Raw genomic sequence first — 24,878 nt, forward strand, 5'->3', positions numbered from 1 at the left:
GTTTCACGCGGACAGGCGCGGTGGCAGGTGTTCGCGAAGATGGTCGACGGCCGCGCGCACCCGTCGTGGAACCTGCGGAGCCGCCGAGTAGACGGCATGAATGTCCGCGTCGGGGGTAGCGATGTCCGGAAGAACCTGTACCAACGAGCCGTCGCGCAGCATCGGACCGACGTGCCACAGCGATCGCATCAGCAGACCGCGTCCCTCCACACACCACGCGGTGGTGACGTCCCCGTCGTTGCTCGTCATGTTCCCGGAGACCCGCAGCGCCGTCTCGTCGGCGCCGACGCCGAATCGCCACAGCGCGAAGTCACCCGCGTCCTGCCGCAGCACGATGCAGTTGTGCCGGCGGATCTCCTCGATGGTGCGAGGCGATCCGTGTTCGGCGACGTACCCGGGCGAGGCGACCACGATCCGACGGCTGCGCGCGAGCCGCTTGGCGATGGACCTCGAATCCTGCAGCGCACCAACCCGGATGGAGAGGTCGTACGGCGTCATCGATGCCGCCGGAGGTGTCGCGGAGAGTTCCACGTCCACCTCGAGTCTCGGGTGCAACGCCACGAACTCCGCCATCAGTGGCGCGATGTGCGCCCGCCCCAACCCGACCGACGAGTGAACCCGAAGTCGACCCCGCAGCTCCGCGTAGTGGCCGCTGATCGATTCCTCCAGCTCGGCCACGTCGGCCGAAATGGCCGCGGCACCACGTGCGTACCGCTCACCTTCCGGCGTCAACGTGAGCCTGCGGGTACTGCGATGGACCAGGCGGACCGCCAACCTGGATTCGAGCTGAGCGAGTCGTTTGCTGACCGAGGAGACGGACACCCCCAGCTCGCGCCCCACAGCGGTGAGGCTCGCCGATCTGGCCACCACCTCGAAGAATCCGAGATCGTCCTTCTGCATTCGACGCCTTTCTTTCCTCCAAGGAAAGAATACTTTGCCAGATGCCCCCTTTCTCCGCGGCTTCTTGCGAATTACTGTCGAACCGAACGTTCACCTACAGACCGACGCCTACAGACCAACACCAGGAGGACCGCTCGATGGGTTCCACGCACAGAATCGCTGTCATCGCCGGAGACGGAATCGGCAAGGAAGTGGTTCCCGAGGGTCTCGCGGTTCTGCAGGCGGCCGCGTCGACGTTCGACTTCACGCTCGACATCGAGGAGTTCGACTACGCGAGTGCGGAGTACTACACCGCCCACGGAAAGATGCTGCCCGACGGCTGGTTCGATCAACTGAATCGCTTCGACGCCATCTTCTTCGGCGCGGTCGGGTGGCCGGATGTGGTGCCGGATCACGTGTCGTTGTGGGGCAGCCTCCTGCAGTTTCGTCGCACGTTCGATCAGTACGTCAACCTCCGGCCGGTCAAGTCGATGCCGGGCGTGACAAGCCCTCTGGCCGGACGCGAGCCGGGCGAGATCGACTTCTATGTCGTTCGCGAGAACACCGAGGGTGAGTACTCGAGCATCGGCGGCACGATGTTCGAGGGCACGGACCGGGAGACCGTCATCCAGGAAACCGTGATGACCCGGACGGGAGTCGATCGAATCCTGAAGTACGCCTTCGATCTCGCCCAGCAGCGGCCTGCGCGCCACCTGACCTCGGCCACGAAGAGCAACGGCATTTCCATCACCATGCCGTACTGGGACGAACGCGTCGAGAAGATGGCCGCCGGGTACGACGACGTCCGAGTGGACAAGTACCACATCGACATTCTGACCGCGAACTTCGTGATGCATCCGGATTGGTTCGACGTGGTCGTCGCCAGCAACCTGTTCGGCGACATCCTGTCCGATCTCGGCCCGGCATGCACCGGGACGATCGGGATCGCGCCCAGCGCGAACATCAACCCGGAGAGGAAGTTCCCGAGCCTGTTCGAGCCGGTGCACGGTTCCGCACCCGATATCGCCGGGCAGGGCGTCGCCAATCCGATCGGGCAGATCTGGAGCGCGTCGCTGATGCTCGAGCACCTCGGCGAGCCCGAGGCAGGCGCCGCGGTTCTGCGTGCCGTCGAGTCCGTTCTGGCCGACGGCTCCTACGCCACACCGGATCTGGGTGGCACGGGTACCACCGCCGGCCTCGGCGCCGCGGTGAAGGATGCTCTGCTCGCGTCGGACGTCAGCGGCCACTGAGCATGGCACGGATTCTGATCACCACCGACTATCTCGAACCGGGTGACGACGTCGACCGGCTTCTTCGCGGCCGTGGGCACACCACCGTCCACAGCCCGGCACGCGGTGTGCGCCCTCCGGGTGAGATGGCCTCGCTGCTCTCCGTCGCCGACGCCGCCCTCGTGGCGGGAGAACCGATCACGTCCGAGATGATCGATGCAGCACACGATCTCACCGTCATTGCGCGCAGCGGGGTGGGTTACGACACCATCGACGTGGACGCGGCCTCGCGGCGTGGGGTCGTCGTGTGCAACACACCGGGGGCCAACAGCAACGCCGTCGCCGAGATGGCGTTCATGCTGGTCTCGATGTGCGCCCGACGCGTCGGCGAGACGCTAGCCGGAGTGGCGAGCGGAGGTTGGCCGCGGCACGACACCGTCGAACTACGCGGGTCGACGCTGGGGATCATCGGATTCGGGCCGAGCGGGTCACGTCTGGCCGAGCTTGCCGCGTGTTTCGGAATGCGAGTGCTGGTCCACACGTCGTATCCCGACCCCGCGAGGCCGGTGCAGTACTGCGGTCTCGACGAGGTGCTGGCCGAGTCCGATTTCGTGTCGCTGCACGTGCGGCCGACGGCCCGAAACACGCACATGATCGGCGTTCGCGAACTGTCGATCATGAAAAGCACTGCTTCGCTGATCAATACGGCCCGAGGTTCCCTGGTCGACGAGGACGCCGTGGCGGACGCGGTGCGCTCGGGCGGTATCGCAGGGGCCGGGCTCGACGTGGTGGACGTCGAGCCGTTGCCGACCGCCAGTGCGCTGCGCGAGCTTCCGAGCGTCGTGGTCACTTCTCACCTCGCCGGCCAGACCGCGCAGGCACGCGCGAGCGCGAGTCGCTCGGCAGCGGAAGACACTCTGCGAGTCCTGGACGGGGGCGAGCCGCTCGGTCGGGTGAACCTGACCTGACTCTGCCTGGCCTGAGACTGCCGGCCCTGACAGTTCAGTGCGAGGTGTAGACCTTCAGCAACACGATGACGGCGGCCAGAGCCGCGGTCACCAGGCCGGCGACGAACACCTTGAACGTGAGGGGTTCGCCGCGTAGTCGCTGAGCGACGATCTGCAGTGTCGCGATGCGGAACACCACGACCCCACCGGCGATGAGCTGCGCCCAGAACGTCGGCAGGATCCACAGCCAGGCGAGGGCGAGGATCGCCGCCGGAACGGTGCCGGACGATGCGATGGGGACGGCGTCTCGGATCTCGTCGATCACCGTCTGCTTCTTCTGGGTGTCGGTCGATCCGTGCACCGACTCGGGAATGTTGCTGCGCGCGACGATCTCGGCGAACACGTGGGCAACGAACGTCGTCGATGCGGTGGCCAGCACGAGGAGGAACGCGTCGCCGTCGTCGATGCTCGCGGGCGACGCCGCGACCACCGCGGTCAGCACGAGGATGTTTCCGTAGACGTACGCCGACAGCCTGGCGGCAGCGCGGGTGGGGGTCAGCGGTCCGCTCGCCCGAGTGGACAGGCGCCGGTACGCAGCCGTCCGAACGATGCGGCTCCGCAGTGTGGCAATCATGTGGAGAAGACTATTGCTGCCCGATCACCTGTCGCAGTTCACCGCGCGTAGTTCGATAGATTTCCGCGAGATCGGCGTCCTCGCCTGCATCGACGCGTGTGGCCCACTCGTCGAACGCGATCCGAAGCGTCATCCCCGCACTCTCGACCATCAGCCGTGCGAACGTGCGTGATCGCGTGCCGTTCAGGGCGCTAGTCAGCGCGTCGGACAGGCGGCACAGCGCGGTCGCATCCATCGCGATCGCAGTGGCTCGCAACTGCGCGTCTCCGTTGATGAGTCGACGCGCACGCAGCACGCGGCTCGTGGTTTCCTCCGAGGCTCCGACGAGCCGAAGAGCGGCGCGTTCGTAGATCGCTTCCATCCCGGCCAGGTCGATGTCGCGTGCGTCGGTGTGCTCGAGCCACTGCTCGATCTCGGCGTCCAGATCGAGATCCACCGACAGGATCGACTCTTCCTTCGTCTTGAAATGACGAAAGAACGTACTGGGCGACACGCCTGCCGCTTTGGCGATCTCGTCGACGGTCGTCGCGGCCACTCCCCGCTGCTCGAACAAGTCGAGCGCAGCCAGGTTGATGTCCAGCCGGGTCTCGCGCCGCCGTCGTTCCCTCAGATCGAGCACCGGCGGCGCATGATCGGACTGCGCATGATCGGACTGCGCGTGATCGGACTGCGCTGGCGCCCCACCCGCATTGTTCATCTCCGCGTCACCCTTTCTGTTGGCCTCAACATACCAGTCCATTCCAAGTTGACAGTCACTGTCAGCTAGCCGCACACTGTCAACAAGAACGTCGGCCACACTTCGAGGAATCACTGAACATGCAGACAGACGCGATGGATACTTCGCCGAGCAAGAACGAGGCGTCACAGCTGCCGCCGGGCGGGAAGCTGCTCATCGGCGTCCTGGTGGTCGCGGCATTCGTCATGATCCTCAACGAGACGATCATGAGTGTCGCGCTGCCGCGGTTGATGGTGGACCTGAGCATCACCGCAACGACCGCACAATGGCTGACCACCGGCTTCATGCTCACCATGGCCGTCGTCATCCCGACGACCGGATACCTGTTCCAGCGCTTCACGTTGCGTCAGGTGTTCGTCGCCGCGATGACGTTGTTCACCGTCGGCACCCTGCTGGCGGCGTCGGCTCCCGGGTTCGAACTGTTGCTCGCGGGCCGCATCGTCCAGGCCAGCGGCACCGCCCTCATGCTGCCGTTGCTGATGAACACTGTCCTCAACCTCGTTCCGGCCCACGAGCGAGGAAAGATGATGGGCGTCATCTCCATCGTGATCGCCGTGGCTCCTGCCGTCGGCCCGACGATCTCCGGCATCATCCTCGACGCACTCGACTGGCGCTGGATGTTCTGGCTCGTGCTGCCGATCGCGTTGATCGCCTTCGGCATCGGCGTCGGACTGGTCAAGAACGTGACGCCGACCAGCAGGCCATCCTTCGATGGGTTGTCGGTCGTACTGTCCGCGCTGGCATTCGGTGGACTCGTCTACGGGCTGAGCAGCATCGGCCACTCCGCCGAGGGATCGTCGATCCCCGTGTGGATTCCGTTGACCGTCGGAGTGGTTGCGCTGGCGATCTTCGTGATGCGACAGATCGCCCGTCAGGACTCGGAGCGTGCCCTGCTCAACATGCGGCCGTTCTCCACACCGACGTTCACCATCGGACTCGGCATGCTGATGATCAGCATGATGGCCCTGTTCGGTGCCTTGATCCTGCTGCCGATGTACCTGCAGAACATCCTCGGACTCGACACGCTGACCACCGGACTCATGCTTCTGCCCGGCGGTCTGACGATGGGCTTGCTCGCGCCGTTCGTCGGACGCGCGTTCGACCGAATCGGCCCGCGGCCCCTCGTCATTCCCGGGGCGATGATCGTCAGCGCCGCTCTCTGGGCGATGACCCTGCTCGACGCCGAGTCCTCGCTCCCGATGGTCGTCGCGATCCACTGTGTTCTGTCGGTCGGTCTCGCCACGATCATGACACCGCTGATGACGTCGTCGCTGGGATCGCTGCCGAAGCACCTGTACTCGCACGGTAGCGCGATCTTCAACACCCTCCAGCAGTTGGCGGGCGCCGCCGGTACGGCACTGTTCGTGACCGTCATGTCCACGACCGCAGCCTCACGCGTTGCCTCCGGTGTCGCGGAGACCGCAGCCAGCCAGGACGGTATCCATACCGCCTTCCTGTGCGGCGGCGTCGTCTCCCTCGTCGCGGTAGCCGCCTCGTTCTTCATCCGCAGGCCTGCAGCCGACCAGCCGGCCGAGCACGTTCAGCCGGAAGAAGTCAGGACCGCCTAGCGCCCGCACCGTGCCCGGCGGTTGAAGCCGCTGGACAACGGTTACTCCAGTCGGCATGACCAACACCCCTGACCACAGCAACACCCCTGACCACAGCAACACCGATGCCCGCTCCGAGGATTCTCCGAAGGGCGGGCATCCTGGTCCCGTCGACGAAGGCAAGAACGGCGGCATGGCCACCCGCGAGCTCGCTCCGGATCTCGCCGACGGGGATGCAACCGACGGGGATGCAACCGACGGGGATGCAACCGAAGGCAAGTCCTCGGACTGACGCCCGGCGTCGAACTCGCACCACGTGCGGTCCGCGATATCCGGCGTTACGGTGTTGAGCCGAGCCGAGCCGAGCAGTGAGGACCGTCCGTGGATCTTGCCCAGTACGACGCATTGAGTTTCGATTGCTACGGCACTCTGATCGATTGGGAAACTGGAATCGCCGCGGTTCTCGCGCCCTGGGCTCGGGATGTCGGGCTGACGATGTCCGACGAGGAACTGTTGCTCGCGTATGCCGCGAACGAGGCGCAGGCCGAGGTGGATTCACCCGGTTCGCTGTATCCCGACATCCTCGCCGACGCGTTCCGTCGCACCGGTGAGGTCCTCGGGGCTCCGGTCTCCGACGCGTGGGCGGCGCGCCTGGGCAGTTCGGTCCCCGAGTGGCCCGCGTTCGCAGACAGTCACGACGCTCTGGCGGCTCTCGCGTCGAGATACTCGTTGATCATCCTGTCCAACGTTCACCGCGACGGATTCGCCGGAAGCAACGCCCGTCTCGGCGTTCCATTCGACCGGATCATCACCGCGGAGGATGTCGGAGCGTACAAGCCGGCACCCCAGCACTTCGACGCTCTCGACGCCACGCTCGCGGATCTCGGCATCCCGAGGACCCGACTTCTGCACGTCGCGCAGAGCCTGTTCCACGACCACGTCCCTGCTGCGCGCCACGGCCTCGACTCCGTGTGGATCAACCGTCGACACGCACGACCGGGGTGGGGCGCGACACCCGAGCCGACGGGCGACGTCGGCTACGGTCTCGAGTTTCCGTCCATGGCGGACTTCGCCGCCGCAGCTTTAGAGTCGAACGACTGATGACGGCGGACGCACCGCCGATGCACACTGCTCTCTCGACACCAGCGTGAGGGAGCGTGATGGCAGGGCTGCGGGTAGTGATCGCCGATGACGACGTACTGCTGAGGGAGGGGCTGTCCAGCCTGCTGACTCGGGCCGAGCTCGACGTGGTCGGCACGGCAGGCGACGCCGAGGAACTGCTCGCACTGGTGGACCGTGAGCGTCCGCAGTTGGCGATCGTCGACATCAGAATGCCGCCGACCTACACCGCGGAGGGGCTCGACGCCGCACTCCGCATTCGCAGCGAATTCCCGGGCGTCTCGATGCTTCTGCTCTCCGCTCACGTCGAGGTGGAGCATGCGCTGGAACTGCTCGACGACATGAAGAACGGGTCGGCCCAGGGCATCGGGTATCTGCTCAAGAGTCGCGTCACCGATGTCGACGATTTCGTCGGCGTCGTCGAACGCGTCGCCGCAGGATCGTCCGTGATCGATCCTGCGCTCGTCTACGAGTTGGTTGCGGCGAAACGCCGCGACGATCCGCTGGGCGCGCTGACCGCACGGGAACGTGACGTGCTCACTCACATGGCCGAGGGGCTGTCCAACGCCGGTATCGGCCGTCGCCTGTGGATCACCGAGGGCACCGTCGAGAAGCACGTCCGCAGCATTCTCACCAAGCTGGATCTGGCCGAGACCGCGGACGACCACCGACGCGTGCGCGCCGTGATCATGTATCTCGACACACTGTCGTGAGCAGCGTTCGGATCGACTCGGCCGACAGGTCGAACTTCGGCAGGAACCCGACGGCCGAGCTCGATTCCACGAGGTCCGCGAAGTCGTCTTCGTCGTGCGTGGACACCAGAATGATCGACGGCCGTGATTCGGCGCCCGCCTCGGCGATTGCTTCCACCACGTCGAACCCGCTCTCGTCACCGAGGTCGATGTCGACCAGAACCAGATCCGGGCGTGCGCCCAGGACGATCTCCACCGCCTGCGCGAGCGTCGACGCAGTTCCGACGACCGTGACGTCTGTCGCCTCCAACATTCGGCGCGCCGACAGGCAGAACGCGTCGCTGTCGTCGACGATGAGGCAGCTGCGGGCGAAGGACTTCACTTCACCCAGGGTGTCAGACGCCGCCTCGGCCGACATGCCCGCTAGCCGGAATACTCGTCCCGCGGGCTACGTCCGATGACTACGTCCGTTGCACGCAAGGAGCGCCTCGTCACCCTGGTGCTGCGTCCCAGCTCCCCTCCCGTCGCCTGCGGAATCGCCCTCGCCGCGGCGCTCGTTCTGGTCGAGATCGTCGTGGTTCTGATGCTCAAACGGATCGCACCCGAGAACGCCTTCGGCGCGGTCTTCCTGTTCGGTGTGCTGGTCGTCTCCGCCGGTTGGGGATTTCGGTTGTCGATCGCGACCTCGATTGCCAGCGCCGCGGCATACGCGTACATCCACGTCATCGAAAGCAGCGAAAGCCTGGTCCCCGCAGTCGTCGTCTTCCTGGCTCTCGCGCTGCTGACGAACACGCTCGTCGGGCAGTCCCGTTTGCGTGCAGTGGAATCGGCGCGGCAGAACCGCCGAGCCACGGCGTTGGCGCGACAACAAGCGTCGCTTCGACGGGTCGCCACCCTCGTCGCCTCCAGGGCCGAGCCGGACGAGGTCTACGCCGCCGTCACCGCCGAGCTCGCCGGAGGTCTCGGCATCGAGCACGTCTCCGTCGTGCATTTCGACCCCGTGCATTTCGACCCCGTGCATTTCGAACCCGTGCATCTCGACCCCGTGCAGGCTCGTTCGGGGTTGGACAGCTCGACGCCGGGGACGTACGTGGTGCTCGCGGGGCGTGACACCACCGAAGGACATCGGCTCACTCCCGGTGAAAGGCTCACGCTCGGCGGACACAACGTGTGCACCGCGGTCGCCGCGACGGGCCGACCCGCGACGATCGACTTCACCACCGCAACAGGCGATATCGTCGACCGTCTCCAGGGCCGAGGAATTGCACTCGGCCTGGGCGTACCGATCAGCGTCGACGGAAGAATCTGGGGTGCGATCGTCGTCGGCTCCACCGAGAGCTCGGTCGAGCCCGATCTGCAAGACCGACTGACCGACTTCGCGGACCTCCTCGCCACCGCCGTCTACAACAGCGAGACGCGAGAAGAGCTCACCCGGTCGCGGGCTCGTGTCGTCACCGCTGCGGACCAGGCCCGACGGAGCATCGAACGAGACCTGCACGACGGCGCGCAACAGAGAATCGTCTCTCTCGGAATGGAATTGAGAACAGCACAGGCCGTCGTTCCCGAGGATCTGCGCGAGCTGAGACAGAGCCTGGACCGCAGTGTCGACACACTCGCGCAGATACACTCCGATCTCCGCGAGCTCTCACGCGGCATACACCCCGCCATCCTCTCGCGCGGCGGACTGGCGCCTGCACTCAAGACGCTTGCTCGTCGCAGCCCGGTACCGGTATCGCTCACGACGGACATTCCGGTCCGCCTGGACGACTCCATCGAAGTGGCAGCGTATTACGTCGTCGCCGAATCACTCACCAACACAGCCAAATACGCCGGCGCCTCACATGTCCAGGTGACTGCGGTCGTCACCGACGGCGACCTGACCCTCACCGTCGCCGACGACGGTCGGGGCGGCGCCGACCCCACCCTCGGATCGGGCCTGATCGGTCTGCACGACAGGGTGGCGGCAGCAGGCGGCAGGCTGGCACTGCACAGCCCTCCCGGTGCGGGCACGTCTCTCACGGTCACCATCGCGGCGCCTACCGGCTAGCCGGTATCGCGCCCGGCCGAAATCAGGCACACGGTGTGGACGCCAGCCGCGACGACATCGACGCGCGCGTGGACGAGTGTTCTGGGTACCACCCTTTCGGGGCCCAGCATTTCCATTCGAGGAGCTCACCATGCCGTACATCACCACAACCGACGGAACCGAGATCTACTACACCGAGCAGGGCACCGGTAAGCCGGTGCTGCTCAGCCACGGGTGGCCGCTGTCCTCGGATGCGTGGCAGCTCGAACTCAAGCTGCTCGCCGACGCCGGATACCGCGCCATTGCCCACGATCGCCGCGGCCACGGACGTTCCTCGAAGACCTACACCGGCAACGACATGGACACGTATGCTCGCGACCTCGCCGAACTCGTCGAGGCACTCGATCTGCAGGAGCTCACTCTCATCGGTCACTCCACCGGAGGCGGCGAGGTCGTCCGCTACGCAGCGCAGCACGGCGGAACCCGCATCGCCCGGGTCATCACGGCGGGTGCCGTACCTCCCATCATGCTGAAGTCCGACACCAATCCGGAGGGCACCCCGATCGAGGCGCTCGACGGCATCCGCAACGGCGTCCTGACCGACCGGTCGCAGTTCTACAAGGACCTCGCCGAGCCGTTCTTCGGAGCCAACCGCGACGGCGCACAGGTGTCGCAGGGAGCGAAGGACGACTTCTGGCGTCAGGGCATGCTGGTGAACCTCGCCGCGGCGTACGACTGCGTCAAGGCGTTCTCCGAGACCGACTTCACCGAGGACCTGAAGGCTCTGACCGTTCCCGTGTTCATCGCTCAGGGCGACGACGATCAGATCGTGCCGATCGCCGCGGCAGCGCTGAAGTCCATCGAACTCGTCAAGGACGGCACGCTGAAGGTCTACGCCGGGGCACCGCACGGCATCCACGGCGATTACCAGAAGGCGTTGGACGCGGACATTCTCGCTTTCATCGCGAAGTAGCGCGGGCCGCACCTCTCTTCCGTGCGTGTGGAGTCACCGACCGTGGTGGTTCCACACGCACGGCACGGAATCTGCCCGATACTGCAAATTACATAGTGCAACATGCAGTCACGGGTGTATCGTCATCGCCACAGTGCGCAGCGTCCATCGTCGGGATCGGCGCGCCTGCCAAAACGATCTGTGCTCGTGGACTCGTGGACTGGCGGACAGTGCCGGTGAACCGTCCACGCGAGAACACGTGACGCTTCGGACGGAGCAACTCGATGGTCGGGACATGCACTCCCCTCGTTCGTGCTCGATTGTCGGCTCTCACCGTCCTCGCACTCGGGATGACCGTGCTTCTGGCGTGTAGTTCCACCGCCGGCACGGACTCCGCTTCCAACGCCGACTCCAATGCAGGATCGGGGACGAACGCGAGCGCACTCGCCGACACTCCTCCGCAGGTTCCACCCGCGTCGATCGACCGGGCAGCCGTCGACGCCGCCGTCGGACAACTCGACGGGTACGTGGAGGACATGATGGCACGAACGGGCGCTCCCGGTATCGCCGTCGCGGTCGTCTACCAGGACGAAGTGCTGTATTCGAAGGGATTCGGTGTTCGGAAGGTCGGCGAACCGGACCCGGTGGACACCAGCACCATGTTCCAGCTTGCCTCGGTGTCGAAGCCCGTTGCGTCGTCGGTGGTCGCCTCGCTGGTCGGCGAAGGCAAGCTCGAGTGGGACGAGCCGATCCGCCGGTTCGAACCGGGTTTCGCGGTGTCCGATCCGTACGTCACCGAGAACGCCGGCTTCACCGACCTGATGTCGCACCGCTCCGGCCTGCCCGACCACGCAGGCGACCTCCTCGAGGACCTCGGCTACAGCTACGACGAGATCATCGCTCGCTTGAATCAGGTTCCGTTGGAACCGTTTCGAGACAACTACGACTACACCAACTACGGGTTCTCCGCAGCAGGCGTGGCAGCAGCCAAATCCCAGGGCACCACGTGGGCGGAACTGTCCGAGGAGAAGATCTACGAACCCCTCGGCATGACCAACACGACGTCGAGCCAGCAAGAATGGGTCGACTCACCCAACCGTGCCTTCAATCACGTTCCGACGGAACCGGGTTCGACAACGTGGGAAGCGAAGTACGTCAGCGATCCCGAAGGCCAGGCCCCGGCGGGTGGTGCAGCGTCCTCCGTCGACGACATGGCCCAGTGGATCCGCATGGAACTCGCGGGCGGGGAGTACGACGGCACCACCGTCGTCGAGCCCGAAGCCCTGCAGTTCACCCACCAAGCGCATTCTCTCGCCCACCCCGCGGAGACGCCAGGAGCGCGAGACACTTTCTACGGCATCGGCTTCAATGTCGGCACCGACAGTCAGGGCCGCGTCGAGGTCAGTCATGCAGGGGCGTTCGGACTCGGCGCGAGCACCGACGTCGTGATGCTACCGAGCGAGCAACTCGGCATCGTCGTACTCGCCAACACCGCACCGGTCGGGGTCTCGGAAACCATTGCGGCACAGTTCATGGACTACGCCAAGAACGGTGAACTCACCGTCGACTGGGCGCCGTTCATCGCAGGCCAGTTCGAGAAGATGCTCGCGCACGGCCGTTCCGAGACGGACTACGAGAATCCGCCCGCGTCGACGACGCCTGCGCGGGAGCCGAGCAGCTACGTCGGCACGTACACAAGCCCGTTCTACGGCGCTGCCGAAGTCACTGCCGAAGGCGACGAACTGGTGCTGAAACTCGGCAAGGAACTGCAGTCGAGTTACCCCCTCACCCACTACGACGGCGACACCTACTGGTTCGAACCCGTCGGCGAGAACGCGTCGGGGCCGACAGGCGCCGAGTTCGCCCTCACCCCCGGAGCGCCGACCACACTCACCGTCGAGTATCTCGATCCTCTCGGACTCGGCACGTTCACCCGCTCCTGACTTCGTAGACGCCCACGACACGAACGGACCCCAGACGATGCACCGCACTTCAGGCAAACTACTGACCATTCTGTTCACTGCAGGACTGCTCGTCGCGGCATGTTCGTCGGGCAACGACAGTGCTGTGTCCGAGAGTGCTGTGTCCGAGAGTGCTGTGTCCGAGAGTGCTGATTCGTCCTCGGCCCTCGTGCCGTTCGACACTGCGGCGATGGACGCGGTAGTTGACGAGATGGCGAAGGAATACCGCGAGATCGGCATGGTGGTGTTGATCCGGACTCCGAACGGCGAGTACGTGAACACCTGGGGCAGCACGGATGCTGGTACCGCGACGCCACCTACGCTCGACACCAAGGTGCGCGTCGGGTCCAACACCAAGACGTGGACGGGCACCGTCATCCTGCAGATGGTTCAGGAAGGCAAGATCTCCGTCGACGATCCGGTGAGCCAGTATCGCCCCGATGTCCCCAACGGTGAGAACATCACCATCGGACAACTCCTCGACATGCGCAGCGGTCTCTACAGCTACACCCAGACCGTCGAGCTCAACCGAGCGCTCGACGAGGATCCCGAAAGAGTCTGGCAACCAGAGGAACTGGTTGCACTCGGGCTCTCGAACCCGCCGACGTCCGCTCCGGGCACCGAATACAACTACTCCAACACCAACACCGTGCTGCTCGGGCTGATCGCGGAGCAATTGGACGGAAAGCCGATCGCGCAGATCTACCAGGATCGACTGTTCTCCGCGCTCGAGTTGACGGACACCTCGTTCCCGGCGAACACCGACACCTCCATTCCCGCGCCGTACACCGCCGGATACTCCTACAGCGGAAACCTCGAAACCCTCGGCGAAGGAAAGGAATCGCTGTCGCCCGAACGTATCGCCGCCATCGACGCAGGCTCCGTCACGCCGAGAACGACGACGAACGACAACCCGTCGTGGACGTGGTCGGCCGGACAAGGAATTTCGACGGCGAACGAGATGGCCACGTGGGTGAAGGCTCTCGCCGTGGGCGAACTGCTCGACGCCGACACCCAGCAGCTGCGGATGGACAGCATCACCCCGAGCGACGACACGGGAACCGCGGCGTACGGCTACGGAATCGCACAGATGGGTCCGCTGTACGGGCACATCGGCGAGATGCCGGGATACAACTCCTTCATGGGATACGACCCGGAGAACGACGTCACGTTCGTAGTCTGGGCCAACCTCGCCCCGGCGGTCGACGGCAGCGCACCCGCCGCCAAGATCGCCCGAGAACTGTTCCCGTTCGTGTACGCGGCGCCGTCCGCCGAAGCCTCGAACGCCGTCGAGGAGCACAGTGACGATGCCGGCGAGTGACAGGCAGGCACATGACAGCTCGGGCCGATAGTTAGGATCGGGACGTCGGCGCCGATCGGCGATCGGTCTTTCGGCAGGAAGGACCATCGGTGGCGCAGGGCGATCTGAACACAACCTCGTACGTCATCCTCGGATTGCTCGCCACGCGGGATTGGACGGCCTACGACATCTCGGTGCAGTTCGGCCGTGGAGTCGCCGAACTGTGGCCCCGGGCCGACCGCCAGCTGTACAACGCGCCGAAGAAGCTGCTCGAACGGGGCCTCGTCTCGGCATCGACGGATCCGGTGGGCACCGGCCGCAGCCGCACCGTCTACTCGATCACCGACGCAGGCCGCGACGCCCTCGCATCATGGCTCGCGACGGCGTCCAGGCCGTCGGCCATGGAGTTCGAAGGCATGATTCGGGTGCTGTTCGCCGAACAGGGCTCGCTCACCGACCTGCGCAACAACATCACCACGATGCGCGATCAAGCCCGGCAGACCCGTGCACTGTTCCTGGCCCACGCCGAGCGTCTGCACGACGTCGACAACTCGACGTTCCCCGAACGCCAACACCTGATGACGCTGGCCAACCGCTTCATGATCGGCCACTTCACCCACATCTCCGACTGGGCGGAGTGGGCTCTGACCGAAACCGACACGTGGTCGGACACGACGTCTCCGGCCACCACTCACCGCGAACGCAGCCGCGCCATTCTCGAGGAATCTCTGCAGCAGGATCGAACGCCGCCGGACTGAACACTCCGGCCTGCAGGTTTGAGAGCACGCCGGGGTGGAATCCATGCTCGTGAACTCACCCAGCGGCGCAACTACGTGCTGAGCATCCTCGGACTCGTGTTGGCCGCGACGGCGCTGATCGTCCTGGCGCAGGTCGTGTCCGAGAAGTCGTCGATCCCTGCCGCAGCGTTGCTCACCGTGGCAGGTCTTGCGGTGTCGACGTCGTCGCTACCGGACATCGTATTGGACCCGGAACTCGTGCTGACGCTGGTGATTCCGCCGCTGCTCTACAGTGCAGCGTTGAACTCGTCGCTGGTCGCGATCCGTCGCAACGTGTGGACGATCCTGAGTCTGTCCGTCGCGTTGGTCGTGGTGACGGCCTCCATCGTCGGCGTCGGATTGGCGCTGCTGATACCCGGGGCGACCCTCGCCGCGGGAATGGCCCTGGGAGCTGCCGTCGCACCGCCCGATCCCGTGGCTGCACTCGCGGTCGGCAGGCGAGCCGGCATACCGCCGAAGTTGATCACGCTGATCGAAGGCGAGGGACTGCTCAACGACGCGACCGCGCTGACGATGCTGACCGTCGCGGCCACGGCGATCGCGGCGCAGGACATGACCTTCACGCACGCGGGCGGACTCTTCGTGCTGGCCGCGGTCGGCGGAGTCATCGTCGGGTGCGCGATCGCGCTCGTCATCAGGTTCGTGCAGAAGTTCCTCGGCGATGCGCTTCTGCTCAATGTCGTATCCCTGGCCACACCGTTCGTCGCCTACGTCGCCGCGGAGGAAGTGCACGCGTCGGGAGTGCTCGCTGTCGTCGTCGCTGCTCTCTTCATCGGCCACGACACTCGCCACGCCGTGTCCGGAGCGAGCAGATTGCAGACGGGCGCCGTGTGGAGATTGATCGATCTGCTGCTCGAGGGTTTCGTGTTCCTGCTGATCGGCGAACAATTGCCGACGGTGATCGAGGGGCTTGCGGCCTACCCGCTCACCACCGTCGTCGGCGCCGTCGCGGTCACGCTCGCCGGCGTGCTGCTCGTCCGTCCCCTGTGGCTGCTCGGCACCGAGGCAGCGGCACGCATGGCCGACCGGTCTTCCTCTCGGTCTTCGCGGCTGTCGGGACGGGAGGTTGTGGTGATGAGCTGGGCGGGAACTCGCGGAGTGATCACCGTCGCCGCCGTGTTCTCGCTACCGCTGACGACGGAATCGGGTGAGCCGTTCGAGATCCGAAATCTGTTGCTGTTCTGTGCTTTCGTGGTCGTCCTGGTGACCGTGGTGGCGCAGGGCACGACGTTCGCCCCTCTCGTGCGACTGCTGAACGTGCGGGCCGACCCCGCCGCCGAATCGAGGTTGCGCAACGAAGCGCGCGTGGGCGTGACGAAAGCGGCCTTGCAGCAACTCGATCACATCGCCGACGAGGAGGAGATCGACGACGACGGCCGCGCGCTCATGCGCCGCGAGCTCGAGGAGCGCATCGACCGGTACAACCGCAGGCTCGATCATCTCGACGAGACCGACGACGACGCACCCGTCATCTCCCCCGAGCAGCAGGCCGCGACAACGGTCCGCCGTCGCCTCATCGACGCCCAGCGCGAGGAACTGGTGCGCTGGCGTGACGCCGGGCGCCTCCCCGACGCCGGGATGCGGAGCCTCGAGCACGAACTCGACCACGAGGAGCATTCCTTCAAACAGCACCCGGACGAGACGGGCCAGCCGGGCTAGGTTTTCCTCAGTGCAGTTTCCTCAGCGCAGTTTCCTCAGCTCGTCGAATCGCGGATGGTGAGGGTCGGCTGGAACTGCACGTGGCGTGGTTCGGCGCGGTGGTCCTGGGCCGATTCCTCCAGCAGATCCACCGCTGCCCTGCCGATGTCGCGGCTGGGCTGCCTGATCGAGGACAGCGACACGACGGCCGACGCTGCGAAATCGATGTCGTCGTAGCCGATCACGGCGATGTCGTCGGGGACGACCGAGTTGCCCAGCATCACCAGGCTCTGCAGAACTCCCAGTGCGAGCAGGTCGTTGGCGCAGAATATGGCATCCGGTCGGTCTTTCGGGGCGCGCTCGGCGATCGAGGCCGCAGCCGCTCGGCCTGCCAGCACGCTGGGCTCGCGGGTCGGCACGACCTCGATGACGGCGCCCGCCGCCTCCGCGGCCATGCGCGCGCCTCGCAGTCGATCCGCGACCTGTCTCAGCGAGGTGGGCCCACCGACGTAGGCGATTCTGCGCCGGCCCTGCTCACACAGATGACGGACGGCGAGTTCGCCTCCGGCGATGTCGTCCACCGCGACGGACGAGAACGACGTACCCGTTCCGTCGCGGTCGACCAGTACCACCGGGGTGCCTCGGGACTGGAGGAGTTCGAGTCGCTCGAGATCCTCCCCGACCGGAGACACCAGCAGGCCGTGGACACGTTGCTCGTCGAACGTGTCCAGGTAGAGACGCTCACGTTCCGGATCGTCGTCCGTGGACCCCAGCAGAACGGTGAGCCCTCGGTCGGTGGCACTGGACTCGACGCCTCGTGCGATCTCGGTGAAGAACGGGTTGCCGATGTCGAGCACCACCAGCCCGACGCATCGAGACCGGCCGGCACGCAGCTGCCGGGCAGCGTCGTTGCGGACGAATCCGAGTCGGTCGATCGCGGACATGACACGTTTCACCGTCGCGGGCGCAACCTTGTCGGGTGCATTGAGCACGTTGGACACCGTGCCGACGGACACACCCGCCGCCGCAGCAACCTGCTTCATGCTCTTCGCCACGACTGCAGTCTTACCAGCCGACCACGGTCACCGTGGGCGCGGGACCAACCGCTCGAGCTGAGTGACGTGGCCAGGGCCCAGTTCCTCCAACGCGGTGACACCCAAGAGACGCATGGTGCGTTCGACCTGCTCGGACAGAATGTCCACGGCACGGTTGACCCCGGCTTCGCCGCCCGCCATGAGCCCGTACAGGTAGGCGCGGCCGACGAGCGTGAATCGGGCTCCGAGGGCGATCGACGCCACGATGTCGGCGCCGGACATGATGCCGGTGTCGATCATGACCTCGGTGTCCTTGCCGACCTCGCGGGCCACCTCGGGCAGAAGGTGGAACGGAATCGTAGCACGGTCGAGTTGTCGTCCGCCGTGGTTGGACAGAACGAGACCGTCGACGCCCAGTGCGGTGACGGCCTTGGCGTCGTCGAGCGTCTGGATTCCCTTGACGACGAGCTTGCCCGGCCACTGCTCCTTGATCCACGCCAGGTCCTCGAAGGTGACCGTCGGGTCGAACATCGTGTCGAGCAGTTCCGCCACGGTGCCGGACCAACGGTCGATCGACGCGAACGACAGCGGTTCGGTGGTGAGGAAGTCGATCCACCACTGTGGACGCGGCAGCGCGTTCAACACGGTTCCCGGTGTCAGTGCAGGCGGAATCGTCATGCCGTTGCGCTTGTCTCGCAGCCTCGCTCCCGCCACGGGAACGTCGACGGTGACCAGAAGGGTGTCGTACCCCGCCTTCGCGGCACGGTCGACGAGGCTCATCGACCGCTCGCGGTCCTTCCACATGTACAGCTGAAACCAGTTGCGACCGTGCGGGTTGGCGTCGCGGACGTCCTCGATCGAGGTCGTTCCCATCGTGGACAACGAGAACGGGATGCCCGCGCGAGCTGCCGCATGCGCACCGGCGATCTCCCCCTCGGTCTGCATCATGCGGGTGAAGCCCGTCGGGGCGATACCGAAGGGCTGCGCCACCGGTGCGCCGAGCACGTCCCATCCCGTCGACACCTTGGACACGTCGCGCAGGATGGACGGCGAGAACTCGATGTCCTGGAACGCCTGACGCGCCCGGCTGATCGACAGTTCGGCCTCCGCCGAGCCGTCGGTGTAGTCGAACGCCGCCGTCGGGGTCCGACGCTTGGCGATCCGGCGAAGATCCTCGATGGTCAGGGCGGCGTCGAGCCTGCGCTTCTTGCCGTTCAACTCCGGCTTCTTGAACTGCATCAGGGGCGCGAGATCGCGCACCTTGGGGATTTGCCTCTTGACCATGGTCAATCCTTTGTCGTGTTTGTCATAGCGCTGTGGTTCAAAGAGATGCCGCCCGGCGGGAGGACGCAGGTTCGTGACGAACGGGAGGGAAGGTGGTTGCGACCGTGTGCCGCAGCCGTGTCAGATCTCCGGAGATCAACCCGTGGGTCCGTGCCTGTACCAGCACGTTACCCAACGCGGTCGCTTCGACGGGCCCGGCCAGTACGTCGAGTCCGGACCTGTCGGCGAGAATCCGGCACAGCAACGAATTCTGTGCTCCGCCGCCGACGACGTGGATCCGCCGCACGTCGATGCCTGCGAGTTCCGCGGCGTCGTACACCGCCGCGCTGAAGGCGACGGCCAGGGATTCGACGATCGCCCGAACCATCTCCACCCGTGACGACGGAACCGCAAGGCCACGATCGGAGTACCAGGCCGCGATTCGTGTCGGCATGTCGCCGCGAGGAAGGAACATCGGATCTTCGGCGTCGAAGACATGCGTGGGGGCCGGGCAGTGTGCCGCTGCCGCCAACATCTCCGGCAGGTCCACCGCCGCGCCGTCGGCTCGGCTCCATTCGCGCACCGATTCCGACAGCAGCCACAGACCCATCACGTTGTGCAACAACCGGTTGCGACCGTCCACTCCGGCTTCGTTGGTGAACCCCGCGTCGCGCACTCGGGAATTCACCACCGGCGAGGAGGTCTCGGCGCCGACGAGGCCCCAGGTGCCGCAGGAGATGTAGACCGCCGAATCAGGATCCATCGGTACCGCGGCAACGGCGGAGGCGGTGTCGTGGGAACCGACGGCAGTGACCGACACCGACGGATCACCGTCCACCACACCGGGCAGGATCGGCCCGAGAACCTCGCCCGGGTCGACGACATCGGGAAACAGCGACCTCTCGATTCCCAGGAGATCCAGCAGGACATCGTCGAGCACGCCGTCGGTACCGAAAATGCCCGTCGTCGACGCATTGGTGCGCTCGGCGACCTCGCGGCCGGTGAGCCAGTACGACACGAGATCCGGCACCAGTAGCACGCGGTCCGCTGGTTCGAGCAGACCGTCGTCCCGGTCCACCGCAAGCTGGTACACGGTGGTGAACGGGAGGAACTGCAAACCGTTGCGGGCGAACAACTCCGCGCGGTCGACGACGGATTCCACGAGCTCGACGCCCCGCTGGGATCGTTCGTCCCGGTAGTGGTGCGGCAACCCGACCAGGCGACCTCCGCGCATGAGGCCGTAATCGACGGCCCACGAGTCGACTCCGACGCTCACCAGGTTGTCCGCGTCGCGAGCGGCGTCGGCGAGACCACGCCGAACGTGCCCGAACAATCCGGGCACGTCGGTGTGCAGCGCTGCCCGCGACCCGTTCCAGAGCCGGCAGGGTTCGTTGGGAAACCGGGTGACGACGTCGAGACGCAGCACGTCCCTGCCTGCGGTATCGCTGCCGACGGTGCCGACCACGACGCGACCGCTCGTCGCACCGAGGTCGACGGCCGCGACCTGAGCTGTACTCATGCCCGTCTCATCTCAGGAAGGCGGCGGCGACACCCGCGTCGACGGGCACGTGCAGTCCGGTCGTGTGCGAGAAGTCCGACGTGCACAGTGCGAACGCGGCATTGGCGATGTTCTCCGGCAACACCTCTCGCTTGAGCAGCGTGCGCTGCGCGTAGAACTTGCCGAGGTCGGCCTCGTCGACGCCGTAGACCGCAGCGCGGGACGCTCCCCAGCCGGCGGCGAATATGCCCGATCCCTGCACCACCCCGTCGGGGTTGATGCCGTTGACCTTGACACCGTGTTCGCCGAGTTCGGCGGCGAGCAACCGAACCTGATGTGCCTGATCGGCTTTCGTCGCCGAGTAGGCGATGTTGTTCGGTCCGGCGAACACCGAGTTCTTCGACGAGATGTACAGGATGTCGCCGCCCATCTTCTGGGCGATCAGCGCGGCCGCCGCAGCGCGCGAGACGAGGAACGATCCGCGAGCCATCACGTCGTGCTGCAGATCCCAGTCCGCGACGGTCGTCTCCAGCAGAGGCTTCGACAGCGAGAGGCCTGCGTTGTTGACCACCAGGTCGATACCGCCGAACGCGAGCACCGTCGCGTCGACGGCTGCCTGCACCGCAGCTTCGTCGGTGACGTCGGCCCGAACTCCGATCGCCACGTCCGTCGAGCCGATCTCGGCGGCGACGTCGGATGCTTTCTGCGCGTCGAGGTCGGCGATGACGACGCACGCGCCCTCCGCGGCCAATCGTGTGGCGATCGCCTTGCCGATGCCCGACGCCGCGCCGGTGACCAGGGCGATGCGCGTCGCGAGCGGCTTGGGTTTCGGCATCCGAGCGAGCTTGGCTTCTTCCAGCGCCCAGTACTCGATGTCGAACTTCTCCGACTCGTCGATGGGGCTGTAGGTGGACACCGATTCGGCGCCCCGCATCACGTTGATCGCGTTGACGTAGAACTCGCCTGCCACCCGGGCGGTCTGCTTGGTGGCGCCGTAACTGAACATGCCGACGCCGGGGATCAACACGATGGCCGGATCGGCGCCGCGCATCGCAGGTGAGTCCTCGGTCGCGAAGCGCTCGTAGTAGGCCTGGTAGTCCTTGCGGTACGCCTCGTGCAGTGTCTGCAGGCGTTCGACGGACTGCTCGATCGATGCGTCCGCAGGCAGGTCCAGAACGAGGGGCTTCACCTTGGTCCGCAGGAAGTGGTCGGGGCAGCTGGTGCCGAGCGCGGCCAGACGCGGATGCTCGGCGGCAGCCAGGTAGTCCAGGACCACGTCGGAGTCGGTGAAGTGCCCGACCTTGGGTTCGTCGGTGGATGCCATCCCTCGGATGTACGGGGCCAGGGCTGCTGCCTTGACGCGTCGCTCGGCCTCCGGCAGGGCCGAGTAGCCGTCGAGCGCGGCGCCGAACGGTTCTGCTCGGCCGTGTTCGGCAAGGTAGGCCTGGGCAGCGCGGATGATCTCGAGCGAGTTCGCCTCCGACTCCTCGGACGTCTCACCCCATGCGGTGATGCCGTGTCCGCCGAGAATGCAGCCGATCGCCTGCGGGTTCTCGGCTTTGATAGCGGCGATGTCGAGTCCGAGCTGGAATCCGGGTCGTCGCCACGGAACCCACACCACCGTGTCGCCGAATATCTTTCGGGTCAGTTCGGGACCGTCCGCGGCGGTCGCGATCGCGATGCCGGAGTCCGGATGCAGGTGGTCGACGTGTGCTGCGTCGACGAGTCCGTGCATCGCCGTGTCGATCGACGGCGCCGCTCCCCCGCGTCCGTGCAGGGTGTAGTCGAACGACGCGACCATCTCGTCCTCGCGGTCCAGTCCCGGGTACACATCGACCAGTGCGCGCAGCCGATCGAGCCGCAGGACGGCCAGGCCGGACTCGGTCAGCGTTCCGAGATCGCCGCCGGATCCCTTCACCCACATGAGTTCGACATCGGCACCGGTCACCGGGTCGGTGTCGGTTCCCTTGGCGGAGGTGTTACCGCCGGCGTAGTTGGTGTTGCTCGGGTCGGACCCGAGACGGTTCGATCGTGCCAACAATGCTGCGACAGTCTCGTTCATCGTGTTCGCTTCCTGCTGTGTCGTCATTGCTCATGCACCCCAGGAGGTCTGGGTGCCGCCGACGCGGTCGGCTTCGATCTGCTTCTGATAACCCGATTCCGCGAAGGCTCGCATCGGGTCGGCCGGTAGACCGCGGCTCTCTCGCCACTCGGCGAGCCGCGGACGCACGTCGGTGTAGAAGGCATCCATGAAGATGCCGTTGGCGCCCAGTACGTCTCCGGCTTCCTGCGCCGTGGTGAGTGCCTCGGTGTCCACGAGAGCCGCACGCAACGTCATCTCCTGGACGTTGAGGACCGAGCGAATCTGCCCGGGGATCTTCGCCTCGACGTTGTGACACTGGTCCAGCATGAGCGCGAGGTCCGACTCGGGTGCGAGCCCTCCGCCGCGGATGACCTCGAACAAAATCCTGAACAGCTGGAACGGATCCGCCGCGCCGACGATCAGGTCGTCGTCGGCGTAGAAGCGTGAATTGAAGTCGAAGGAACCGAGTTTGCCGAGGCGCAGAAGCTGCGCGACGATGAACTCGATGTTCGTTCCCGGCGCGTGGTGCCCGGTGTCGAGGCACACTGCCGCGCGCTCACCGAGCGCGACGGTGTGCGCGTAGGACGTGCCCCAGTCCGGCACGTCCGTCACGTAGACGGCAGGCTCGAAGAACTTGTACTCGAGCACCAACCGCTGGCCCTCGCCGACGTGCTGGTAGATCGCGGCCAGCGATTCCGCGAGACGGTCCTGCCGACCGCGAATATCGCCCTGACCCGGGTAGTTGGTGCCGTCGGCCAGCCACACCTTCAGGTCCTGCGAGCCGATCTCGGTCATGACCTCGAGGCACCGCAGATGGTGGTCGATCGCCTTCTGCCGCACGCCCTTGTCGGTGTGCGTGAGACTGCCGAACTTGTAGTCGTCGTCCTGGAAGGTATTGGAGTTCACCGTTCCCAGACGAACACCGAGATCGGCGGCGTAGGACTTCAATGCCGTGAAGCTGTCGACGTTGTCCCACGGGATGTGAAGCGCGACAACGGGAGCCAATCCGGTGAGCCGATGCACGGTGGCTGCGTCGGCGATCTTCTCCTCGATCGTGCGGGGTGTGCCGGGGGTGCCGAACACCTTGAAGCGGGTTCCGGAATTTCCGAACGCCCACGACGGGAGTTCGATGGCGAGGGCGTCGAGGATCGCGTCGGGACTGACGGTATGTGTGGTCACAGTGCAGGCTCTCGGGTCTGGGTGACTCCGTCTCGGGAGTCGGGAAGTTCAGGGGACACGACCGCACCGTATCGCTCGGTCTCGATCTCCGGCAGGGACTTTCCACGCGTGTTCGGTGCGAAGATCGCACCGATCGCGAGGGCGACGGTGAGCAGGCCGATGAGCAGCAGGCCGACTGTGGTGAGTCCGGTGGCGGCGAGCAGGGTCGGGAAGAAGTAACTCAGCAGGCCGGTGGCGGTGCGGACGACGAAGAACATGAAGCCCTGGGCGCTGGCGCGGTACGGCGTCGCGAACAGCTCGCTCGCCCAGAGGCTGTAGAACGCCTGGGCACCGATGCCGCTGGAGATACCCCAGGTGATGGCGAAGATCAGCAGCGTCGGGAGTCCGTTGTCGGTGAAGAACACCAGGATTGCCCAGGCCGCGATGCCGAGCAGAGCCCCGATGGAGTAGAGCAGCTTCTGGGACACGCGATCGGCGAACTTCATGAAGCCGAAGTACGTGGCGAGCACGGTGCAGCCCCACACCAGAACCTGCAGGAGGTTCTGCTCGACGGCGCTCTCGACGCCTGCACTCTCGTACACACGCGGCATGAAGATGCCTGCCTGTCCCGCGACGGTGTTCCAGAAGCCGTAGATGCCGATGAGGACCAGCAGCGCGGTGATGTTCACTTTCTTGGTGAACAGGCCCTTCAATCCGGCTGCGCCGAAGGTCTTCTCGCGTGCAGCGGCCCCTGCGGTGTCGCCCGTTTCGTTCTTCCAGATCACCGACTCGGGCAAGCCCTGGCGAATCCACCACACCACCGCGGCCACGACGAAGAGGTGCAGGAAGATGATGCGCGAGCCGAGTAGATCCAGGGGCGCGAGCAACGCAGCGAGTGCGAATCCGACGAACGGCCCGACCGACCACGCCAATTGCGCGGTTCCGACGTGTCGTGCCCGCTCACGCGACGGCGCCTGTTCGGCAATGTACGTCCACGATGCGGGTACACCTGCTCCGACGGCGATGCCGGTGATCACGAACGCGGTCAGCAACATGGCGAAGTTCATCGCGAACGCTGCGATCAGCACACCGACCATGTAGACCATCAGGTCGTAGGTGTAGATCGCCTTGCGGCCGAACCTGTCGCACAGCGGACCGCCGATGCCGGCGCCGATCGCCGCACCGAATGCATTGGCGCTGAACGCGGCCAGCAGCCCGACGGCGAGGTTGCTGATGCCGAACTCGTTCTGCCACAACGTCAACGACGTGGCGATGGCGATGATCGATCCGGCTTCGATGTAGTTGCTCATCGCGACCGATATGGTCGCTCGCCACCCGGTGGTGGACTTGGCGCCGATCTTCATGAGGGCTCCATGTAGTGAGGG

22 protein-coding genes are annotated in these 24,878 nt (G+C 65.7%); 12 read left to right on the plus strand and 10 right to left on the minus strand.

The features are described 5' to 3' along the window. Positions 1 to 3 precede the first annotated feature (3 nt). Positions 4 to 900, minus strand: coding sequence for a LysR family transcriptional regulator (locus H292_RS0114575; protein ID WP_020111882.1), 897 nt, complete (start codon positions 898 to 900; stop codon positions 4 to 6). Positions 901 to 1,037: 137 nt separating this feature from the next. On the opposite strand from H292_RS0114575, the gene H292_RS0114580 reads away from it, so the two are divergent. Further along, complete coding sequence (locus H292_RS0114580) at positions 1,038 to 2,129, plus strand: tartrate dehydrogenase (RefSeq protein WP_020111883.1); 1,092 nt, start codon at positions 1,038 to 1,040, stop codon at positions 2,127 to 2,129. Positions 2,130 to 2,131: 2 nt separating this feature from the next. Next, complete coding sequence (locus H292_RS0114585) at positions 2,132 to 3,076, plus strand: phosphoglycerate dehydrogenase (protein ID WP_020111884.1); 945 nt, start codon at positions 2,132 to 2,134, stop codon at positions 3,074 to 3,076. Positions 3,077 to 3,110: 34 nt separating this feature from the next. On the opposite strand, the gene H292_RS0114590 is transcribed toward H292_RS0114585, so the two are convergent. Together H292_RS0114590 and H292_RS0114595 are read right to left on the minus strand one after the other, a co-directional pair. Continuing rightward, the gene (locus tag H292_RS0114590; protein ID WP_019663717.1) at positions 3,111 to 3,689 is read right to left on the minus strand and encodes a hypothetical protein; all 579 of its coding nucleotides are present in this window, start codon (positions 3,687 to 3,689) and stop codon (positions 3,111 to 3,113) included. Between the two features lie 10 nt (positions 3,690 to 3,699). Then, on the minus strand, positions 3,700 to 4,386 hold the full coding sequence (locus tag H292_RS0114595; protein ID WP_230620975.1) for a TetR/AcrR family transcriptional regulator: 687 nt from the start codon (positions 4,384 to 4,386) through the stop codon (positions 3,700 to 3,702). Positions 4,387 to 4,505: 119 nt separating this feature from the next. Here H292_RS0114595 and H292_RS0114600 point away from each other — a divergent pair, with 119 nt between their 5' ends. The 4 genes from H292_RS0114600 (at position 4,506) to H292_RS0114615 (ending at position 7,804) form a co-directional block, all read left to right on the plus strand. Beyond that, positions 4,506 to 5,993: an MDR family MFS transporter gene (locus tag H292_RS0114600; protein ID WP_020111887.1), complete on the plus strand. Its 1,488-nt coding sequence runs from the start codon at positions 4,506 to 4,508 to the stop codon at positions 5,991 to 5,993. 55 nt (positions 5,994 to 6,048) lie between these two features. Further along, positions 6,049 to 6,264 (plus strand): hypothetical protein, encoded by a 216-nt coding sequence (locus tag H292_RS0114605; protein ID WP_020111888.1) that lies wholly within the window; start codon positions 6,049 to 6,051, stop codon positions 6,262 to 6,264. Between the two features lie 89 nt (positions 6,265 to 6,353). Then, the gene (locus H292_RS0114610) at positions 6,354 to 7,073 is read left to right on the plus strand and encodes a haloacid dehalogenase type II (RefSeq protein WP_020111889.1); all 720 of its coding nucleotides are present in this window, start codon (positions 6,354 to 6,356) and stop codon (positions 7,071 to 7,073) included. Between the two features lie 59 nt (positions 7,074 to 7,132). Beyond that, positions 7,133 to 7,804: a response regulator gene (locus tag H292_RS0114615; protein ID WP_019663722.1), complete on the plus strand. Its 672-nt coding sequence runs from the start codon at positions 7,133 to 7,135 to the stop codon at positions 7,802 to 7,804. Here the strand turns inward: H292_RS0114615 and H292_RS0114620 are convergent. After that, positions 7,779 to 8,165 carry a response regulator transcription factor gene (locus tag H292_RS0114620; protein WP_230594269.1) on the minus strand — a complete coding sequence of 129 codons (387 nt, stop codon included), beginning with the start codon at positions 8,163 to 8,165 and terminating at the stop codon, positions 7,779 to 7,781. The genes H292_RS0114615 and H292_RS0114620 overlap by 26 nt on opposite strands. A gap of 75 nt (positions 8,166 to 8,240) precedes the next feature. On the opposite strand from H292_RS0114620, the gene H292_RS0114625 reads away from it, so the two are divergent. The 6 genes from H292_RS0114625 to H292_RS0114650 all read left to right on the plus strand — a co-directional run bounded on the left by H292_RS0114625 (position 8,241) and on the right by H292_RS0114650 (position 16,478). Beyond that, positions 8,241 to 9,830, plus strand: coding sequence for a GAF domain-containing sensor histidine kinase (locus H292_RS0114625; protein ID WP_020111890.1), 1,590 nt, complete (start codon positions 8,241 to 8,243; stop codon positions 9,828 to 9,830). Positions 9,831 to 9,960: 130 nt separating this feature from the next. Continuing rightward, the gene (locus tag H292_RS0114630; RefSeq protein WP_020111891.1) at positions 9,961 to 10,782 is read left to right on the plus strand and encodes an alpha/beta fold hydrolase; all 822 of its coding nucleotides are present in this window, start codon (positions 9,961 to 9,963) and stop codon (positions 10,780 to 10,782) included. A gap of 263 nt (positions 10,783 to 11,045) precedes the next feature. After that, on the plus strand, positions 11,046 to 12,704 hold the full coding sequence (locus tag H292_RS0114635) for a serine hydrolase (protein ID WP_020111892.1): 1,659 nt from the start codon (positions 11,046 to 11,048) through the stop codon (positions 12,702 to 12,704). A 37-nt stretch (positions 12,705 to 12,741) separates the two neighbouring features. Beyond that, positions 12,742 to 14,043, plus strand: a complete 1,302-nt coding sequence (locus H292_RS0114640; protein WP_020111893.1) for a serine hydrolase domain-containing protein — start codon at positions 12,742 to 12,744, stop codon at positions 14,041 to 14,043. An 89-nt stretch (positions 14,044 to 14,132) separates the two neighbouring features. Beyond that, positions 14,133 to 14,780 carry a PadR family transcriptional regulator gene (locus H292_RS0114645; protein WP_020111894.1) on the plus strand — a complete coding sequence of 216 codons (648 nt, stop codon included), beginning with the start codon at positions 14,133 to 14,135 and terminating at the stop codon, positions 14,778 to 14,780. A gap of 18 nt (positions 14,781 to 14,798) precedes the next feature. Next, on the plus strand, positions 14,799 to 16,478 hold the full coding sequence (locus H292_RS0114650) for a Na+/H+ antiporter (RefSeq protein ID WP_020111895.1): 1,680 nt from the start codon (positions 14,799 to 14,801) through the stop codon (positions 16,476 to 16,478). 35 nt (positions 16,479 to 16,513) lie between these two features. Here the strand turns inward: H292_RS0114650 and H292_RS0114655 are convergent, their stop codons facing one another. From H292_RS0114655 to H292_RS0114680, 6 genes are read right to left on the minus strand one after another with little or no spacing between them, the layout of a single operon-like run. Further along, on the minus strand, positions 16,514 to 17,500 hold the full coding sequence (locus H292_RS0114655; protein WP_033189538.1) for a LacI family DNA-binding transcriptional regulator: 987 nt from the start codon (positions 17,498 to 17,500) through the stop codon (positions 16,514 to 16,516). A 39-nt stretch (positions 17,501 to 17,539) separates the two neighbouring features. After that, the gene (locus H292_RS0114660; protein WP_020111896.1) at positions 17,540 to 18,775 is read right to left on the minus strand and encodes an alpha-hydroxy acid oxidase; all 1,236 of its coding nucleotides are present in this window, start codon (positions 18,773 to 18,775) and stop codon (positions 17,540 to 17,542) included. Between the two features lie 37 nt (positions 18,776 to 18,812). Continuing rightward, on the minus strand, positions 18,813 to 20,273 hold the full coding sequence (locus H292_RS0114665; RefSeq protein WP_020111897.1) for a rhamnulokinase: 1,461 nt from the start codon (positions 20,271 to 20,273) through the stop codon (positions 18,813 to 18,815). Between the two features lie 7 nt (positions 20,274 to 20,280). After that, positions 20,281 to 22,341: a bifunctional rhamnulose-1-phosphate aldolase/short-chain dehydrogenase gene (locus tag H292_RS0114670; RefSeq protein WP_019663733.1), complete on the minus strand. Its 2,061-nt coding sequence runs from the start codon at positions 22,339 to 22,341 to the stop codon at positions 20,281 to 20,283. A gap of 3 nt (positions 22,342 to 22,344) precedes the next feature. Next, complete coding sequence (gene rhaI, locus H292_RS0114675) at positions 22,345 to 23,514, minus strand: L-rhamnose isomerase (RefSeq protein WP_020111898.1); 1,170 nt, start codon at positions 23,512 to 23,514, stop codon at positions 22,345 to 22,347. Then, positions 23,511 to 24,857 carry an MFS transporter gene (locus H292_RS0114680; protein ID WP_019663735.1) on the minus strand — a complete coding sequence of 449 codons (1,347 nt, stop codon included), beginning with the start codon at positions 24,855 to 24,857 and terminating at the stop codon, positions 23,511 to 23,513. The genes rhaI and H292_RS0114680 overlap by 4 nt, the downstream gene beginning before the upstream one ends. Positions 24,858 to 24,878: the final 21 nt, after the last annotated feature.

Origin of the sequence: Rhodococcus sp. 114MFTsu3.1, from assembly GCF_000383555.1 — a bacterium.
Lineage (GTDB): Bacteria > Actinomycetota > Actinomycetes > Mycobacteriales > Mycobacteriaceae > Rhodococcoides > Rhodococcoides fascians_E.

What these genes read in the sequence shown, in the direction of transcription:
- H292_RS0114625 (WP_020111890.1), top strand. Translation starts at nt 8,241, where the DNA reads ATGACTACGTCCGTTGCACGCAAGGAGCGCCTCGTCACCCTGGTGCTG.
- H292_RS0114615 (WP_019663722.1), top strand. Translation starts at nt 7,133, where the DNA reads ATGGCAGGGCTGCGGGTAGTGATCGCCGATGACGACGTACTGCTGAGG.
- H292_RS0114655 (WP_033189538.1), bottom strand. Translation starts at nt 17,500, where the DNA reads ATGAAGCAGGTTGCTGCGGCGGCGGGTGTGTCCGTCGGCACGGTGTCC.
- H292_RS0114665 (WP_020111897.1), bottom strand. Translation starts at nt 20,273, where the DNA reads ATGAGTACAGCTCAGGTCGCGGCCGTCGACCTCGGTGCGACGAGCGGT.
- H292_RS0114635 (WP_020111892.1), top strand. Translation starts at nt 11,046, where the DNA reads ATGGTCGGGACATGCACTCCCCTCGTTCGTGCTCGATTGTCGGCTCTC.
- H292_RS0114580 (WP_020111883.1), top strand. Translation starts at nt 1,038, where the DNA reads ATGGGTTCCACGCACAGAATCGCTGTCATCGCCGGAGACGGAATCGGC.
- H292_RS0114575 (WP_020111882.1), bottom strand. Translation starts at nt 900, where the DNA reads ATGCAGAAGGACGATCTCGGATTCTTCGAGGTGGTGGCCAGATCGGCG.
- H292_RS0114670 (WP_019663733.1), bottom strand. Translation starts at nt 22,341, where the DNA reads ATGACGACACAGCAGGAAGCGAACACGATGAACGAGACTGTCGCAGCA.
- H292_RS0114605 (WP_020111888.1), top strand. Translation starts at nt 6,049, where the DNA reads ATGACCAACACCCCTGACCACAGCAACACCCCTGACCACAGCAACACC.
- H292_RS0114595 (WP_230620975.1), bottom strand. Translation starts at nt 4,386, where the DNA reads ATGAACAATGCGGGTGGGGCGCCAGCGCAGTCCGATCACGCGCAGTCC.
- H292_RS0114630 (WP_020111891.1), top strand. Translation starts at nt 9,961, where the DNA reads ATGCCGTACATCACCACAACCGACGGAACCGAGATCTACTACACCGAG.
- H292_RS0114600 (WP_020111887.1), top strand. Translation starts at nt 4,506, where the DNA reads ATGCAGACAGACGCGATGGATACTTCGCCGAGCAAGAACGAGGCGTCA.
- H292_RS0114585 (WP_020111884.1), top strand. Translation starts at nt 2,132, where the DNA reads ATGGCACGGATTCTGATCACCACCGACTATCTCGAACCGGGTGACGAC.
- H292_RS0114640 (WP_020111893.1), top strand. Translation starts at nt 12,742, where the DNA reads ATGCACCGCACTTCAGGCAAACTACTGACCATTCTGTTCACTGCAGGA.
- H292_RS0114590 (WP_019663717.1), bottom strand. Translation starts at nt 3,689, where the DNA reads ATGATTGCCACACTGCGGAGCCGCATCGTTCGGACGGCTGCGTACCGG.
- H292_RS0114660 (WP_020111896.1), bottom strand. Translation starts at nt 18,775, where the DNA reads ATGGTCAAGAGGCAAATCCCCAAGGTGCGCGATCTCGCGCCCCTGATG.
- H292_RS0114680 (WP_019663735.1), bottom strand. Translation starts at nt 24,857, where the DNA reads ATGAAGATCGGCGCCAAGTCCACCACCGGGTGGCGAGCGACCATATCG.